10 protein-coding genes are annotated in these 16,872 nt (G+C 41.9%); 7 read left to right on the top strand and 3 right to left on the bottom strand.

Translation table 11 applies throughout. The features are described from left to right. Positions 1–73 precede the first annotated feature (73 nt). Positions 74–301, bottom strand: coding sequence for a glutaredoxin family protein (locus tag A8140_RS07360; RefSeq protein WP_005528223.1), 228 nt, complete (start codon positions 299–301; stop codon positions 74–76). Positions 302–442: 141 nt separating this feature from the next. Between A8140_RS07360 and A8140_RS07365 the strand changes: the two genes are divergently transcribed. The 4 genes from A8140_RS07365 to A8140_RS07380 all read left to right on the top strand — a co-directional run bounded on the left by A8140_RS07365 (position 443) and on the right by A8140_RS07380 (position 10,621). Next, positions 443–958, top strand: coding sequence for a M48 metallopeptidase family protein (locus A8140_RS07365; protein WP_005528224.1), 516 nt, complete (start codon positions 443–445; stop codon positions 956–958). After that, on the top strand, positions 945–2,111 hold the full coding sequence (gene rlmF, locus A8140_RS07370; RefSeq protein WP_005528225.1) for a 23S rRNA (adenine(1618)-N(6))-methyltransferase RlmF: 1,167 nt from the start codon (positions 945–947) through the stop codon (positions 2,109–2,111). Before A8140_RS07365 ends, rlmF begins: the two co-directional genes overlap by 14 nt. A 391-nt stretch (positions 2,112–2,502) precedes the next feature. Further along, positions 2,503–3,474, top strand: coding sequence for a hypothetical protein (locus A8140_RS07375; RefSeq protein ID WP_005528226.1), 972 nt, complete (start codon positions 2,503–2,505; stop codon positions 3,472–3,474). Between the two features lie 379 nt (positions 3,475–3,853). After that, positions 3,854–10,621 carry a TcdA/TcdB pore-forming domain-containing protein gene (locus A8140_RS07380; protein ID WP_032999838.1) on the top strand — a complete coding sequence of 2,256 codons (6,768 nt, stop codon included), beginning with the start codon at positions 3,854–3,856 and terminating at the stop codon, positions 10,619–10,621. Between the two features lie 42 nt (positions 10,622–10,663). On the opposite strand, the gene A8140_RS07385 is transcribed toward A8140_RS07380, so the two are convergent. After that, positions 10,664–11,074 carry an ASCH domain-containing protein gene (locus A8140_RS07385; RefSeq protein ID WP_005528234.1) on the bottom strand — a complete coding sequence of 137 codons (411 nt, stop codon included), beginning with the start codon at positions 11,072–11,074 and terminating at the stop codon, positions 10,664–10,666. A gap of 321 nt (positions 11,075–11,395) precedes the next feature. Here A8140_RS07385 and A8140_RS07390 point away from each other — a divergent pair, with 321 nt between their 5' ends. Both A8140_RS07390 and A8140_RS07395 read left to right on the top strand, forming a co-directional pair. Next, positions 11,396–12,541, top strand: coding sequence for a hypothetical protein (locus A8140_RS07390; RefSeq protein WP_005528236.1), 1,146 nt, complete (start codon positions 11,396–11,398; stop codon positions 12,539–12,541). A 10-nt stretch (positions 12,542–12,551) separates the two neighbouring features. Further along, positions 12,552–13,424 carry a hypothetical protein gene (locus A8140_RS07395; protein ID WP_005528238.1) on the top strand — a complete coding sequence of 291 codons (873 nt, stop codon included), beginning with the start codon at positions 12,552–12,554 and terminating at the stop codon, positions 13,422–13,424. Between the two features lie 179 nt (positions 13,425–13,603). On the opposite strand, the gene A8140_RS07400 is transcribed toward A8140_RS07395, so the two are convergent. After that, entirely contained in the window at positions 13,604–15,412 is a 1,809-nt protein-coding gene (locus tag A8140_RS07400) for a carbohydrate binding domain-containing protein (RefSeq protein ID WP_227740717.1), read from the bottom strand. A 639-nt stretch (positions 15,413–16,051) separates the two neighbouring features. On the opposite strand from A8140_RS07400, the gene A8140_RS07405 reads away from it, so the two are divergent. After that, a complete protein-coding gene (locus tag A8140_RS07405) occupies positions 16,052–16,867 on the top strand; it encodes a bacteriorhodopsin-like (protein WP_227740718.1) in 816 nt (271 codons plus the stop codon). The last annotated feature ends 5 nt before the right edge of the window (positions 16,868–16,872 follow it).

Below are 16,872 nucleotides of genomic sequence, written 5' to 3' on the forward strand. Positions count from 1 at the left end.
TAAGGTTATTGTTACAAACTCTACTTGGATATTTAGTACAGGTTACGCTTGGTCTGCCTGCTAAATACGTCCCTTAGTTGCTGTACATTTTCTCAAAGTTCTTTGGGTTCCAGCCAATCATGACTCGATCACCAATCTTGAGTACAGGTAGAGAGCGAGCACCCAGTGCGTCGAGCTCCTTGCGTCCGCGTTGCATTTTTGCGTTGCACAAGCGGTAGGTAATATTTTTCGAATCAAGATAACGTTGAGCATCTTTGCAGTGTGGGCAGTTGTCTTTGACGTAAAGAACGACACGTTTCATTCAATTTCTCTCCATTATCGTCGGGAGGCGAAGTTTAGCGAGGTTTCGCAACAAAGGAAAGCTTGAGAAACCTAAGATGAAAGTCTTGCTCATATCAGGTATATTTAGCGCCTTTCTTTTGTCATAACAGACTTAATACGCATGCATCCGTCACTTCGATATATTCAAGGTTATCCGCAGAACATTGTCGAGCAAGTCAGTTCACTCGTCGACAGTGGTAAACTGGTGCCTTGGTTCGAAAAACGCTACCCAGATAGACACCAAATCAAGAGCGAAAAGGCACTCTACGAATACGCAATAGCGATCAAAAATCGCTACATGAAGAAAGCCGCGCCAATTAGCAAAGTGGTCTACGATAAGAAAATTCACGCGGTCAACAATGCGCTTGGTTTGCATAGCGTGATAAGTCGTAACCATGGTGGCAAGCTGAAATCGAAAAATGAGATTCGGATTGCGAACGTGTTTAAAGATGCACCTGAAGCGTTATTGCGCATGCTGGTGGTGCATGAGTTGGCACACACGCGTGAGAAAAACCACGACAAAGCCTTTTACCAACTGTGCTGTTATATGGAACCTGAGTATCACCAACTCGAATTTGATGCTCGTCTGTTTATGATTTACCTCGATTTAAAAGCGAATTCGAATGAAGACCAATAATCACAACGCGAAACAAGCTCAGACAAAAACGGCGAAGTCTAATCCGAGCAAAGAAGTCACCAAGATCAAACCAAAGCGTGTGAAAAACAAACCGACAGCAAAAGCTGCAAAAAGCACAGGTCTGAAAACTAACGCCGCTAACAAAAGCAGCGATGTGGAAGTGATCAAAACTGCTAAAAGTGGATTGTATGAGCGTAATGCACATCGCGGCCGTTATGATTTCAAAAAACTGATCGCAGCAGAGCCGCAGCTCAAATCATTTGTGATAAAGAATCCGAAAGGGGAAGACTCAATCAACTTCTCCGATCCAAAGGCCGTCAAGATGCTCAATAAAGCATTGCTGGCGGCGCACTATGATATTGAATATTGGGATATCCCTGATACTTACTTGTGCCCGCCAATTCCAGGGCGCGCGGATTACGTTCATCGTGTAGCGGAGTTGCTTGATGGTGAAGTAAAAGGCAAGTATGCGCACCATAAAGTGCGAGCGCTTGATGTCGGTGTTGGAGCAAACTGTATTTACCCAATCGTAGGTGTGACTCAATACGGATGGCATTACACGGGTAGCGATGTTGATCCGAAATCGATTGAATCAGCACGAGCAATCACAGAGCGTAATGCCTCGTTAAACGGTAAGATCGAACTGAGACAACAAACTAGTGAGTCCAATATTTACCGCGGTATAATCGAGCCAAACGATCGCTACGATATTACGACTTGTAACCCGCCATTCCATCGTTCTGCTGAAGAGGCGGCGATGGGTAGTCAGCGTAAGCTGGATAATTTAAAAGCGAATCAGCGTAAAAAGGGCGTGAAGGTTCAAGCTCATCAAGCGAAAACGCCGCAAGTAAAAGCCAATAAACCAGCGCTTAACTTTGGTGGGCAAAATGCTGAGCTATGGTGTGAAGGTGGTGAAGCTGCATTCATCCGCAAAATGGCGAACGAAAGCCAAGCATTCAGTGCGCAAGTGCTTTGGTTTACCACGTTAATCTCAAAGAAAGACAATGTTCGTCCGATGCGTAAACAGCTCGAAAAGTTGGGTGTAAAAGCGATCCGAATAGTGGAAATGAGCCAAGGGCAAAAAGTCAGCCGTTTTATGGCTTGGTCGTACATGGACAAAGCTCAGCGCAAAGCCTGGATTGAATTAAAGTAATTATTTAGAGAAAGCTATCCAAATAATTAAAAAATAGCACCATTTTGTTGGTGCTATTTTTTAACAAGAAATTTATTAATTTAATAGATATAAGTGTTTTATTTCTATTTGTGTCGGTTTGTGTAGTAAGGCTTCAAATTAAAATAATATGAGTATGATATTTTAATGATGAGCTAGGTTATCTAAAAGGTAATGTAGTGGTTACTGAAGTTGGCATTCTATTATTTTTATTCGCTATAGTCTTTTTTATCTTTAAATCGTTTTATATTTAATTACTATGCTTATTCTTGAACGCAATCACAACTATATATATTCAATTCTATTTTAGGATTTATTCCTTGAAAGGTGAGCGATAAAAAAGATAATCCACCTTCCCTAAAAGGAGGATTAAATGAATAAATACAGTATCCTAGCAGCATTAATTATATCATCCCCAGTCTGTAGCCAGACGTTCTCTATTACTCCCTCAGTAAAAACAGGGCTGCCTACCGTTTTAGAACAGCCAAATTTATATCAAGCACCTGTTTTTGATTTTTATGATTTCTCCGAAGGCTATCTAGAGCAGCGCGCTGAGTCTAGCGCTGAGCTTCCTATGTCCTTGAGCCATATTAACAGAGTTTGTATTCAAAATAGATTTAGTGAGATCGATAAAAGTGAAGGTTATGGTCAATCTGGTGTCTTGTTATACACCTACAAAACGGATGGCCGGGGAGAGAAGATTCATAACACAACAATAGGGGATAGAGCGCCGTTAGAAAATATCTCTGAACACTGCTTTGATGAATCAACGTGGGTGTACAAAAACTGGCTAGACGACGGTGCAATTGCTTTTACACCGTACAGCACAAAGTTCTCTTTCCTAGAAGACGTAAGAGTGGTGGTTGATGGAGAACTAGAATTGCCAGAAAATTCTACTCTGTTTGTTCAGTACTATTTTGACTTTATAAGTAAAGTGGGTTTCGACCAATCTGCCAGCTTTTATCACCCAAATGGTATAGCGAAACTTAAATCGATCATTATCGATGGCCTTGAGAATAACAACGAAAATATCATCATACTGAAAAATATCGCTTTTGGTGTGGATACCTCTCTTTTTGATATTACGTTAATGTCTAATGATGAATTTATGAATAAACTTTTGAGCCTAGTGAAAAAGGTGGGTGGGAAAAACACCCTCAACTTTGAATCCCTCCGCATCATCAATGAATTTGAACTCGACGACAAGAAGTATATTAATGTTCAAAGAAAGGACCGGGTGTTAGGGCGGCTCATCACGGTTAATGAAGTTATCATCCTTCAAAAACATGGTAACCAATGGCTGATTGACATGCCTGAAAGCATTAACGATATGCTCTCAAAATAAAAATATAGGCGGCAATCAATGGTATTGCCGCTTTATAATTAAATTGTCATGATATTTCACATCTCTTCTTATATTTATTTTATCTATCACTTGTTGTCGTGACATTGTTAATTTGAAACTTCTAATATATTTGAATATTTCTTAAATTTATTGAATAGCTGCAAATAGTTTGTTAGTTATATAAATTCAGTTGCATTTTATAAAACTAATTATTATGAGAAAAAAACTATTAACGACAGCATTGGCTTCGGCTTTCATTAGCCCTTACTCGCTATCTAGCGAAGAAGGGAATGATATCCATATATCAAACTCAGTTTATTCGTCCCTGACTTTCGAGGAAAGGCAGTATCAAGCTGGTTTTAACGCCTTCCTAAGCGCTATGCGTAGGACGCGAGATTCAATCTTAAACAGTCCAGCAAACAGGCGGCTGGTATCGGATATCAAATCAACATTGAGTAAAGAAGGACATTGGACGGTTAAAGCTCGCCAGCAATACATATTGTTGAAGTCGAACGTACATCAAGACTTTTACGATGCTTACTCTTCAACGAAACCTCCAGTCTTGGTGCCTCTGAATGTGGAGGAGAGTGAGGCTGTCTATCAAATGTTGCACCATCTCGATGCGTCTTCTTCCGATCTCATGATCAACGTTCAGGGATTTAGTGAACGTTCAATCTCAGAGGTTTCCAAATCAAGTTTTATCAGCAGCGCGACTTCTGCCCGTTTTATTCCGGAAACGTTTTATTCTGAGCCTGAATCGCAGTCTCTTTTCACGTCTCGAATTACCCTCAATTTTACCAAAGAGTACTTACCACAAGTGATTAGCGCTTTCGGCCATTTGTACTCTGGTGAAGTCGCAGATGTTGTTAGGCAGGCGAAAATTATGGCGCCAGCATATTTTGGCTCATTGACGGACCAAGCTGTGTTGTATCTTGAGGGCGCGGACATCAAGAATGCTCAACGAGTCATCGACTTTTTAGCGCAACGTATTCCGGAACAAGCTTGGGTCGAACACACTCCATTGGGAATGGTTTCACTTGCTAAAGGTCGAAATTATTCAGAAAGTTCTCGCTTCGCTTTTTCCAGCCACGGTGGTGCAAGAGCGGTTGTTGCTACCGATGCGATTCTTGAAAACCTATTTGGCGGGGAGAGCCTAGCAATCTTGTTACCTGAGGCTCTCAGTGCTCATGGTTATGATCCTGCGCGCATTCCTCTTCTTGATCCTGCTTTTGATTATAAGTCGGAGCAAATGGACTCAACGAGTGCGGCTTCAGATTTTATACGTGATCCACAAGGTTTCCTTAAAGCCCATACGTTAGACGTTACGCCACTTATCGGCGAGTACTCAGCGCACAAAGGCAAGCCAATGATGCAGTCTGGCACAGATGGATTCCAATTAGGTTTTGAAAGTAAGGAAATATCGCGAAGTAACAAGTTAAGAGTGATTGGCGAACCTTTGATGGACAATATGCCTTCGTTTGTCGATGTTGCTAAGTCTGCCAGAGTCGGCCAGGTTTTAGTGGCGGCCTCCAACAATGGAGGAACGATTGTTGTGGTCGATCAAGACGCTGATCACTATCGCATATACTTTGACAAGCGTTCGCACGCCTACGCTCTGTACGATAATGTTGTTGCATTGCGAGATTTAAGTTCAGGGTATCGCGTTGGAGATGTGACCAAGTTTGATAAAGGACTCGATGTTACCTTCTTTGTTTATAATGATAAAGGTTGGCAAAGCGTCGTACAGAAGCAGTCATTCAATAGTTTTAGTGACTTAGAGGTTCGCCGTACGGGCTCCACAACGGCGGTGCCTTTTATGCCAGTCGGTGAAAACTTAACTCAACTGTTTGAGCAAAATCGTACAAGCCTGCAGAAAGAGGTACTTGAGCTGGCAAAAAGGTTTGGTTTGTCTACGGCTCAGATTGAAGACCTACCTTATGACCCAATGGAAGCGAAAGTGTTAGAAACGCACTCAAGCTTAAAGCGGTGGAATGAGCTGAGAACTCAACTGAATAAGAAGATCTCAGCGCAGAGAAAATCGCTTGCTAGACAAAGAATTGCTGAGCTCGCCAAGTTAAAACTACCCGGTAACTCAAATAACGCACAATCGATGAAGAAGCTATCGTTACTGCGTGCCAGCTTGTTGGAGCTAGACAACAATGCTCAATCACTGATTACCTTGTCTGAGCAGGTCGATCAGATGTGGCTAAATGTACAACAAAAGTCAGAAAGTGGCCTAGGGCAGCTCATTGTTACAGACAACAGCCTAAGGACTGGCAATTTTGATAAGGGCCAAATACACCAACGTTTCTTGGTAAAAGAGAGAGCAATAAAAGATCTATCAGGCAGTAAAAAAGCCGCTTACGAGGACGGGTACAATAATTTTGAAGCGATCTGGCTTCCTGATTACGACGATTCAATGACTCTGACGCAAAAGCAGCTATTGCTATTGGGATCTAATGATCTCGATGCTCGGCAGCAAGGAGCGCTAATTAGGCGAATCAGCAATCAGATTACAAAAGAGAATATCACGAAGAACTTAGATTTTACCGCTAAGTTTAATCAAGAAATGTCTCGTTTAGGTGGCCGAGTTGTCGCGAGCCTACCTCAAGGGTTTGTACTGACGCTGATGGGTGATGGCAGTGGGCGTTGTTACCCTCTGGTGCGCGCGATGTCTGTTGCGATGTCTCGGGGTACAGAGTCCATCCGAAACTTTTCTGACAAGCTGTTTATCGGTGCGGCAAACCCACATGATGCGGAAAGCCATTTCTTATTAGATGCACTTCGCAATCTGCACTCTAATTATGAAGCGAGAGAGAGCAGCCAAATGATCGGTCAACTCGACATTGCGGGCATTATAGCGGCTGTAGAACGTGGTCTTTCGGAGCAAGGACAGGTCTCACTAGCGGTCAATACGAGTACACATTCTGTTGGTGTTGCTGCGATCAATGATATGGGACATAAGCGTTTTTATTTCTACGATCCTAACTTTGCCGTTGTTGAATTTTCTTCGTTGAAATCTCTCAAAAAAGCGTTAGAAGCACATTTTGTGGTTTATGAGATGGCGGAGTTCTATCTATCACTGGGGACCAAAGCTAACCCTGAATTCAACGTGCTAGCGATTGATACATCCAAAATGTCTCTAGTAGAAATTTTACCCGGCCAGCAGGTTTTCGACCTCTCTTCTTCAGAGCCGCTTAGCCCGGTGGGAGATGGAGATTCTATCGTTACTTTGAGCGACGAGGATTCCATAGTCACTATTGATGATGATGCATCTATCATGACGATTGACGATGATGAATCCATTATCGTTTTAGAAAACTCAGAGAGTAAAGCACAACAGGATCTCGCTCTGAGAATGAATCTAACTAAAGTCAAAGCTTATGAGCATGCGAGCCTTTTATCTAATGCTGTAGAACGTGCGAGAACTCAGTATCGATTGCCAGAGGAGTGGTTACCAGTGATAGGGAGCATCGAGGAATCATCTCCCGGTTATTCCGCTATCACTTTTGTTTCACCAGATGGGGCAATGGAACAAAGGGTACAAATTCAAGGGCGAGAGTTGGTCCAAGTGAGTGAGTATCTTCATGAGCAATATGCAAACGTGAAGGCTCGCTTTGATCTTCGTACTGGCCAACGTGTTCGAACCTTTGAATTTGAAGACGTGCAAGGATTCGATGGTTTGAATGCGGGTTTTGCGGTTCAGTCGGTTATCACTTGGTTTCAAAACGAAAAAAGAGGCCAAATCTCGGGCGAGAAAACCAGTGCCTTACAGAAAGCGTTGGAGATTCACAGTTACGTTATGGCAGGACAAATCTCCCACGGCCTTCTGATGGATGCTCAGCACATGGTGAATTTATTTAAGGTTGCAGTAGCGACCGACGCTGAGCTTGTTAACGCCACAGTAAACAGTTTATCAGGTATTGCGAACCAGGGCGTTGGATTGGTATTTGGTGCTGTGAATGTCAGTTTGAGCGCTTATGAATTGGCCCATGCGCAAAATGCTCAACAACAAGCAATTTTCGGTACTCAGCTTGGTTTCAATGCGGTCGGCACTGCGATCGGCGGGGCCGCTTTGGGCGCTGGTATTGCGGGAGCTTCTACGACTGCTTTAGTACTGGGAGAAGCTGGAGCCATCGTCGGTGGTTTAGCGGTTGGCTTTACTGCATTAGCAGAAGCATTTGGTGATATTGCAATGGATGCGCAACAAGTAGGGCACTACTTCTATCAAGTCGACAATGCTTACCGTGAAGGTGGATACCGTTATGATTCTGAGAAGAACGTTTTGTTGCCAATTCCTGGCGCGGTCATTAACCAAATTGATTTATCAAGCGGGCAATTAGAGCTTGGTAGCCAAGCCCTTTACTCTTCCAAGCACGGTAAAACCGGGTCCGGTTGGTTAAACTACTTCTTTTGGGCGGGCGATCTACCAAAAGCATTGAGAGACAAGTCTAAGGCTTTACCGCTAAGAGAGCGCCTAGGCTATGGCTCGTTCGTTGGTATCGATGCCCACAGCTCCACATTAGTGCTGCCCGCAACAGGCAAGTCGTACATCGATTATGACTATGAAATCCTACCAGGCTCGACCACTAGGAACGACCAAGGATTCAGTATATTAAGATCGCTTGAAACGCATCTTGATTTCGACTTCGACTTTTACGTTTTCCCATCGGAATATGTCATACGCACTATGCGAGAGCAGTTCGTTCCGCACACGGTATCCGTAAAGCTGGGGGCTATGGAGCGTATTGCTGTCACGCCAGAGATTAAAGAGCTTGGCTTGAGAAAGCTGACTTACCATCTGAGTGCTGAATCGGGTAAACAAGAATTGATTGTACAGCCGCACGCGAAATTCGTGCTTTCAGAAGACTCTGCAGCATCGATCAAGTGGGTAGTTGACGCGAGAGCTATTAAGGGAGCCACACCTGAAGTGACGAATGGTGTGTTGAAAATTGGAACCGTTACCCTTGATATCTCCTCGTTGAGCCAGTCAGTTGTCGAAGTGTTTACAGACCAAGGTGAAATCTGGCAAGTGGAAGACTTAACACTGTCGTTGATCGCAACAGACGCTCAAAAAGAAGAGAGCAGCTCTCATGTTATTGAGCACCTTGAAGCGTTAGCTGAAAAGCATCAGCTTCTTGGTGATTATGTTGTTATCAATAATTATGAAGAAGCCGGAGAACCTCTTGGCACCGCTTATTACGACATTAATAATGATCGTGTGATAGTGAGCCGCGATGTTTCTGTCGAACTCTCGCAGCAAGCGCAATTGCTAACGGCAACCAGTGATGAAGCTTGGCTGTTTAATCAGCAGTATGGCTTATTATGGAAAGTTGATATTGCCACTGGCGAGATGACGGGCTTTTACACGTTATTCCAGCCGTCTAGGCCTTCTATCTCTGTCAGCTTCAATGCTTGGACGGAGGCGAACGTTGTTCATGTTGCTGCCACGTATCATATGCCTGATCAGTCGCAAATTAAATACCTGTACCGTTTAACGGAAGGCGGGTTAATGCTGACAGACATTCATGGCAATGAGCGGTTGTACCAAGCTCTTGTTGCGCCAGTCGATTCGGATCACAGACGCTTAATCTCGGATTCCATGAGCTCGAGCGAATTTGCACCATTTGATCTTTCGGCTTACGAGAAAATGCCAACACAATTGGCTGATACCGTTGAAGTTGCCGTTGAGGGTGAAACGCCAGTATGGAGCATTGTTGGTAAAGAAAAGGCAACAGTCGTGAGCACGTTACCTGCTATGGAAGAGCTCAAGCTGCTGCTTATCGATGAGGATGTCGCGTATTTCTATAGTGAGAAAGAAAAATCTATTTACCTTCAAAAAGAGGGACGAATTAAAAACGTGACTCTAAAAGAAGGTGACAAGGTTACTGCCCACGAGCATGTCTATATCGCGAGTGACAATGGCGAAATTCATGTGTTAACGCCTGAAGGTACGAAAAGCCTGATCGCAATTAACCAGCAATGGATGGAGCAGTATCAGTACAACTGGCAAGATACGTTGGTGACCAAATTTAACGGCACCAAACATCAGCTTATGATTTTTGGATTGTCAGATTTTGATGGTAAAGCTCTAAAAGCGTGGTATCTGCCGTCAAGTGAGCAGTTTGTTTTAATAGCAAACCAATGGAGCGATAAGCAACTAAAACTGGTTGGTAAGAAAGACGACCAATCTGTTTGGTTGTTTGAGCCAATGACAGGCAAGTTATATGCTCAGCCTTCTTTCTCTTTAGAACAAATGTATAACTTTACACCGGACTTCCGATTCATTGCCGACGGACAACTGACTGAGCCTGTTGAGTTTGACTTTATTGGCGAGGCTTTGACGGATGTTTATGTGAGTCATGACGGTTATCGAGCAGAAACAGAGAGCGGGTTGGTGTTTGAGTTGACGGCGAATGAACCGCCAAAGCTTGTTGAAGTCAGTGAACATTGGCTGATAGAGAACGAGGGGATGCTAAACACTTTATCAGAACGTTTTGAAACGGGGGCCGTGATTCACCTAGGCAAAAACAGTGATCGCTGGCTTGTGGTCGAAACGGGCAAAGAGATTCGTCTTGGCAAATCAGGACAAGCGATTTGGATTGGCTCGGTGGAAGGCCCTGTAGTGCGTGAACTGTTCTTCGTACCAGAAACCAATGAGCTGATTCAATCCGATGATCAACAAGGGAGTATCTCGCTAGGAAGCTACCAAGATGTGTTTAGGACTGGTGATGCTTGGTCACTCATTTCGGAGCCTACTCGTGGTGAGCTGATTGAAGTGGTCAAACTCGAAGGGACAGATGCTATTGTTCTTTCGACATCAGGTCGCAGTAATGGTTACGACATAAATGATGCTATTGGTAGCTACAAACAAGTGTTCATCAACGATAACAGCCATGCTTCGTTTATTGACTTATCTGACTTTGATCGTGACCAAGTTGTCATCCAACACGAAGGAAACCGGCTGAAATTGGTGATCGCTAACAGTACATATGTCGTGATTGAAGAGGCAGAACGCGCCTCGAAGAATAAATTAGCGTTGAGGTTTGCAGGTGATGCGCAGCCTGTTCGACTTATCTACATAATTTCAGCCCTTGATGCCCGTAGTATCGATGGCATTGTTGAAATGAGCGAGCTAGATTTGTAGGGAGTCACTTTGCTTAACATTTAAAGTCCCCAAAAGGGGGCTTTAAATGTTTTGAGTCTGCATACTGTCGAGCACACGTATTTCAATGGCAAAAATTCCATGAATGGGGATCATCTCTCTATATTCATGAAAGCTAAAGAGTAATTCTACACCCTCATCTAACGTGGAGCACAAAGTAGAGAGTACCTCTAGCCCTTCGCTAACCAAAAGCTCTCTCGGGTTTTTATAGTGACGGACATCCAGTACTTCGACGGTTAGTGCATCCGGCTTTATGATCTCTAAGCCTACAAAAGGAGGACCAGATATGACTTGAAAAGCGATTTGATCGCCTGCTTTAAGCTTGTCATAGGCGACACTTTCGTAACTGTTATTGGTTCTGATCTCAACTTTTTTTTTACCAGTGATGATCGCATTGAGCGGTGCTTGATAGATCTCTAAAGAAAATGTACGCATTTGAGTGGCTCGCTAAGGTTATATCTGACTAATTTTTTAGTAGTCGTTAGGTTTAGTATGCTGGATTAAAAATAATACTTAAGTATAGGACTAAAATTACGAACTTGTAATTATAAAATACATTATGGCAATGATTTTTTTGATTGTTTTATCACTGTTATTTTAGTTGAAAAGTAATCGTTGAAAATAATTACTTAAATTATTCTTGTCAGTGATAATTACAAAAAATCGACTGTTTGTTATAAACATATAGTTTTGTGAGTGTGATATTTGTTTTTCATGTGCAATGCATTTGAAATAATATCAGAAGGAAAAGAAAGAATGATAAAGAAAACATCGCTATTGGCAATCATGGCAATAGCGCCCTACCCATCGAGTACATTTGCTGTACAAGCTGATACGTTTATAAAGGCACTTCACCACAACGATACGGCAAAGAGGTATACCGCTGAATATGTAAAAGATATATTTCTGCTACAGCCAGATTCAGACTACTCTAATATCGACTACAGTTCAGAGTGGTTACTTAATGACATTACTTGGCAACAAGCCTGGGGAGACTTTAAAAGCCATTATGATGCAGAACCGTCTGAAACTGTTTCCCTGAGTTTGTTTACCAAGGAAGCCGGTTACACTAAAGCGAGGCCAAAAATCGAGTTTTCCGAAGTTCAACTTAATCCGGGTGGTGTCTCTGTCCCAGGCAGCTTTTTCTACCACAACGACCCGTTAGCTGTTAGAGCAAATGTCGTGAAAGCTCAAGTTGATCCTGATATTTATCACAAAGCGTGGAGTATTTTCTCAGCTGAAGATGACTATTATAGTTTTAATGTACATGCACTAGTTTCAAAGTTTGCGTTAGCAGTTCAAATTGTGCGAGATAAGAGTCATATAATCGAAGAATCTAGTTGGAGAAGAAATGGGATTTATACCGATGTCATTGATAGATTTTTGAATGATACTTATCGATTAAATCAGATATCGGAAAGTGATAAAGAGTACTTAATAACGGTATTAAACGGTTCTATTAATTCTGTTATTAATCCATATAAGCATAACCGTAAATATCTCAAAACACAGTATCGATTAGCACGCCTTTCGGCAGCACTTGTTGATCGTGTGGGTTACATTGACTTCCCTTGTAATTCAGACTTTGAATACCGAGGCTCACAGAATACACGAAATCAGTGTTTTGTTGATATGACAGACAAAGCACTTTGGACTTGGTATACGCAAGAGTTCTCTCAAGCGATAACGCCAAAATATTCCCACACCAGTCAGCAAAAAAGCTTCTTAACTAATTTGCTTAATACGCTTTTACCATTAGCGGTGGCGATGGAGGGGTTGAGTTCGTTTGACTTCTTTACTACTAGTGAAGCTGCTGAGTTAGGAGCGGAAGGTCTCTGGGAAGATGAAGAGGTTGCCGCGAGCCAAGAGGCATTTATAACTGAATATTGTGAGATAGATTAAGGAAAAAACAATGAATAATAAAACAAAAATAATAGCGCTGCCGCTTGCTATCTTCTCTGCTTCCGTTTTTTCTGCCGATGTCAATGTTTCCAGGGTTACTGACTCTGAGAGTGTAGCCACTACATTACTTAATGACACTGTAGATAGAATTGTTGACTCTTATGGTCAGGCATATATTGGCATTGTATCTCCGGCCAACTTTAAAAAAAGTGATGTAGAGCGAGGTGTCCAGAGAGTCGGCTCAAAGTCGATTGCACGATTTGAATATCATTACACAATGCCAAATGGAGAACGTGCTACTCGAATATATCACTCTTTTAGTGGTGAGACACCAACTCCGGGCTTACAAGGTCATAATGTTGACTTTACCCAAAAAATTGAGGCTGAAATGAGGGTTAATGAGCGCCTCGTGACGGGAAAGATTACAGAAGAGGAGTATCATAGTGGCGGTCGTTATTTTAGAGCTTCATCTTATGCAAGGGCAAATGATGCTGAAATAAAAGCAATGAGAAAAATCGAAAAAGATATTCTCAGTGGAGACCTCGAATCGGGGGGAAGTTTAACTGTGTTTGTGAACCAACTTCCTTGTGAATCGTGTACTCCGTTGTTTGAAGAACAGTTGGCGGCATGGCCTCATATCACTACTGCAGATGTTAGCTATTTAGGTCAGATACCAGAAAACTTTAATGATCTAGAGAATAATTCATGGTACCAATACATGAGTGAAAACGACGGTTTAGCTCTTGGTGAAGAGGCTCAGTTACAAGTTAGTTTTACCGCACATCGCAAGGAAAGAATAAAGTTTAATTTGTTTAAAAAGCGCGTTTTATCGCGAAATGAAATAAGGAATGGCGCTAAACCAACATCAGCTTGTAGTCTTTAAGAGTTAACGTGACTATTTTGTTATTGGACTGATGATATAGTGCCAATTATCGATGGGTACTATATTAGCTATTGTTAAGAAATAAAAAGCTCGCTCATCCAATGAAGCGAGCTTTTTAGTCTTTGCAAAAGCAATAAACCTAGAACTTTACTTTTGGCACTGACTACCTTAGTTAAAAATTATAATGCTGCGATAACGCCAGCCAATTCTAAAGCTTCTAAAGCCGCCGATGAAAATTCTTCTACTGTCATTCCCGGTTGGTATGAATTGTGAATAACACTAGATGCTAAAAAGCTTACATCCTCGGGAATAGAGCTCCAACCAATACCCGCTAATATAGAAGAATTGTATATAAAAGGCAGACTATCAACAATATATTGATCAAATCCGTTTGAGATAGCGAAACGAGATACAAATTCACCAATTCCCATTTGACCAGCCGAACCAAATTCGAACTCAGAAGCACTGTGTAAAATTATCACAGACTCGTGTTCTGCTATCACCGCATTCGCTTCTTCTTTTCCAATCATCACACTAATGCTACTGACATATTGATGGATGCCAGGTTCCGCTGTTTCTTCTCTAAGAAGATATGAATCCAATTGTCTTGCGAAGTTTGCGGCTTGTACTTGAGAGTCAAACTTTATAACTGTTTGTTCTTCTATTGGCGCAGTTTTAGAAACGATCTTTGTAATATACTCAGCACTTTCCTCGAATGTGAGTTGGTCCGCTGGCATACCAGTTTCTACATTGCGGAAACCCATCTGAGCCATGTAATTTAAATCGGTTGGTGTTACCGCATTTCTGAAATATTCTTCAGCATACTCACGAGTCGGGAACGTTAAATAATTCTCCAGAACCTGTTGCCCACCGTTCCCCTGCACAATTTCATACATATCATCAAGTGCTCGTGTTAGGTGCATTGTCTCAGTGCCTGGACCAACAGAGGTTGAAGTATAACCAAGATTGTTAAAGACATTGTTTATAACCCCTTTCTTTGCAAGGTATACAGCGGTTGCCGCTGAGCCCAAAATTGCGACACCAGAAGAGGCAATCAAGGCGACTTTGCCATCACTCACTCCTTTGTCGGCAGTGACGTCATCGAAAACCATAACATTCGACAGCATTAACGGTGAAGTTTGAGCTCCATCGCTTGTTAGTGCTTCGCTAGTAAAACTGAGCGATGTTTGCTGCTGAGATGCAACAAACTGTAATTCAACTTTTTCCCAGTGGTCTCGACCATTTTCTCGGTTGTCCCAAGGTGCATATGAGTAACCAAGATTTCCTCTAATCCAAAACTCTGTTTTAAAAAGAGGATGCTGTTTGTTTAAAAACACAGTCTCACCACCGACGTTGACCACAGAGTTTACAGGCTGGTAGGTATAAGAAAGGCCGGGATATTTTACGAATTCCCCTGTCATTTCGAAGGATAGAGTGTAAGTATGCCCTGGAACCGTCTGTAATAATGTTGTGATAGTAGCTTCAGTATTGGGTTTTCCAACAATAAGGGAATATCCACCATTCGGTGCTTTACTTTCATCAATGCGAGCATTTGTCCCGAAAGGGCTAATAGGACCATTACAGCCTGATTTAGGGTCTTTAAGACACCATCCGGTAATACCATTACTTGTTGGTATGAATCTTGGGTTGGAAACGTGCTGATGTTTTAATAAGTAAAAAATAGACTCTGCTACTTCTTGTTTTACAGCGTCATTTTTAGTGCGTTCCTCATCATAGTTTGGGCCTGACACATCAATATCTTCTACTTGTTTCAAATAGTTTGTTGCTAGGCTATTCAGTTGGGTAGGGGACATGCTATTTAAGGCCATGTTTAGCAAAATATCCGCTTGCCCTGAAAGCTCTCCATTTGCTTTAAATTTATGCTCATGAGAGCCATTCATCATCGACATTTCATTCGGGTCTGCCAAAGAAAAGGAGCTGTTAGTTGCTAACGCTATTAAAAGCGTAATAGTATTTATTTTTTTCACTTTAAGCCTGTTGTATTTTTAATTTTTATTCCAATAAATGGATACGTTACACATCGAATGGTTGAGATCTTTCGATAGATTGATGTCTTATTTAGTTGTTTTTATCTTTGAACTTTTTTACAAGATATTTGTTTTAATTGTTATCTCGATTTTTCCTTTCTCAATCTCGTTGTTTTTACACACTAAATTAAATTGAATGTTATAGCAAATTTTATTTATGTATTTGGCTTAGTATGTTAATGATTTATTTGTATTTTATTTTTTCTACATATTAAGTTTTAAGGTTAATCAATTAAAGCTCTATATTTATGATTAACATATTAATAACTTTTAGTTTGCACTTTTAATTACTAGTTTTTTTGAAATTTGACCTTTAGAGTTTCAATCATCCCTTATTCAAGCGGTTTTTTGATTGGGACATTGCAGGTATTGATGGCCTAGAAGGTTCGAACGACGTTTCCATTTGTTAGTTCTTGTAATTTCAAAGTCTCCTCTGGACATCGTGATTATGTCAACTATTATTTTTTTGAGCATTACTTATTGATCATTCAAAGTAATTTTTTCGTAACCAACTTTGAGAAGCGAGATAGTTTTAAACGTGTGGTCCTCGCAAAACCAACTGCAACAAGTGAGACTATTATGGAAAATCTGGTTAAAAATTTTATACCGCTCCTTAAATGGAATCGTCAGCATAACTTGCACTTCAAGATACCACTAGTCGCAGCCGCTACAGTTTTCCCAAATGCAGCAAATGCGGCAGCCAATTTACAACCCAATGATTTTGTTGGTATTTCCTTCTGGTTAATCTCGATGGCCTTGATGGCTTCAACTGTCTTCTTCTTGTGGGAAACTCAGGGAGTAACAGCGAAGTGGAAGACATCATTGACCGTTTCTGCTTTGGTAACTTTGATAGCCGCAGTTCATTATTTCTATATGAGGGATGTTTGGGTCGCTACAGGCGAAACTCCAACTGTCTACCGCTATATTGATTGGCTACTTACCGTCCCACTGCTGATGATTGAGTTTTACCTCATACTTCGTGCTATAGGTGCAGCCTCCGCTGGTATATTCTGGCGCCTTCTTGTCGGTACTCTGGTTATGCTAATTGCAGGCTTTTTGGGTGAAGTTGGTTATATCAGCGTTACAGTGGGCTTCGTCATCGGCATGCTGGGGTGGTTCTACATCCTGTACGAAATATTCCTCGGTGAAGCAGGCAAAGCAGCGAAGCACCAAGCTAGCGATTCAGTGAAATTTGCTTACAATCTTATGCGTTGGATCGTGACTGTTGGTTGGGCGATTTATCCTCTCGGTTATGTTTTGGGGTACATGATGGGAGCGGTTGATGACGCTTCTCTGAACTTAGTTTACAACCTAGCCGACGTGGTGAATAAAATAGCGTTTGGCCTGTTAATTTGGTACGCGGCGACCTCGGAAAGTCAGGACGCCAAGGGATAAGACTC

Source organism: Vibrio campbellii CAIM 519 = NBRC 15631 = ATCC 25920 (assembly GCF_002163755.1).
Taxonomy (GTDB): Bacteria; Pseudomonadota; Gammaproteobacteria; order Enterobacterales; family Vibrionaceae; genus Vibrio; species Vibrio campbellii.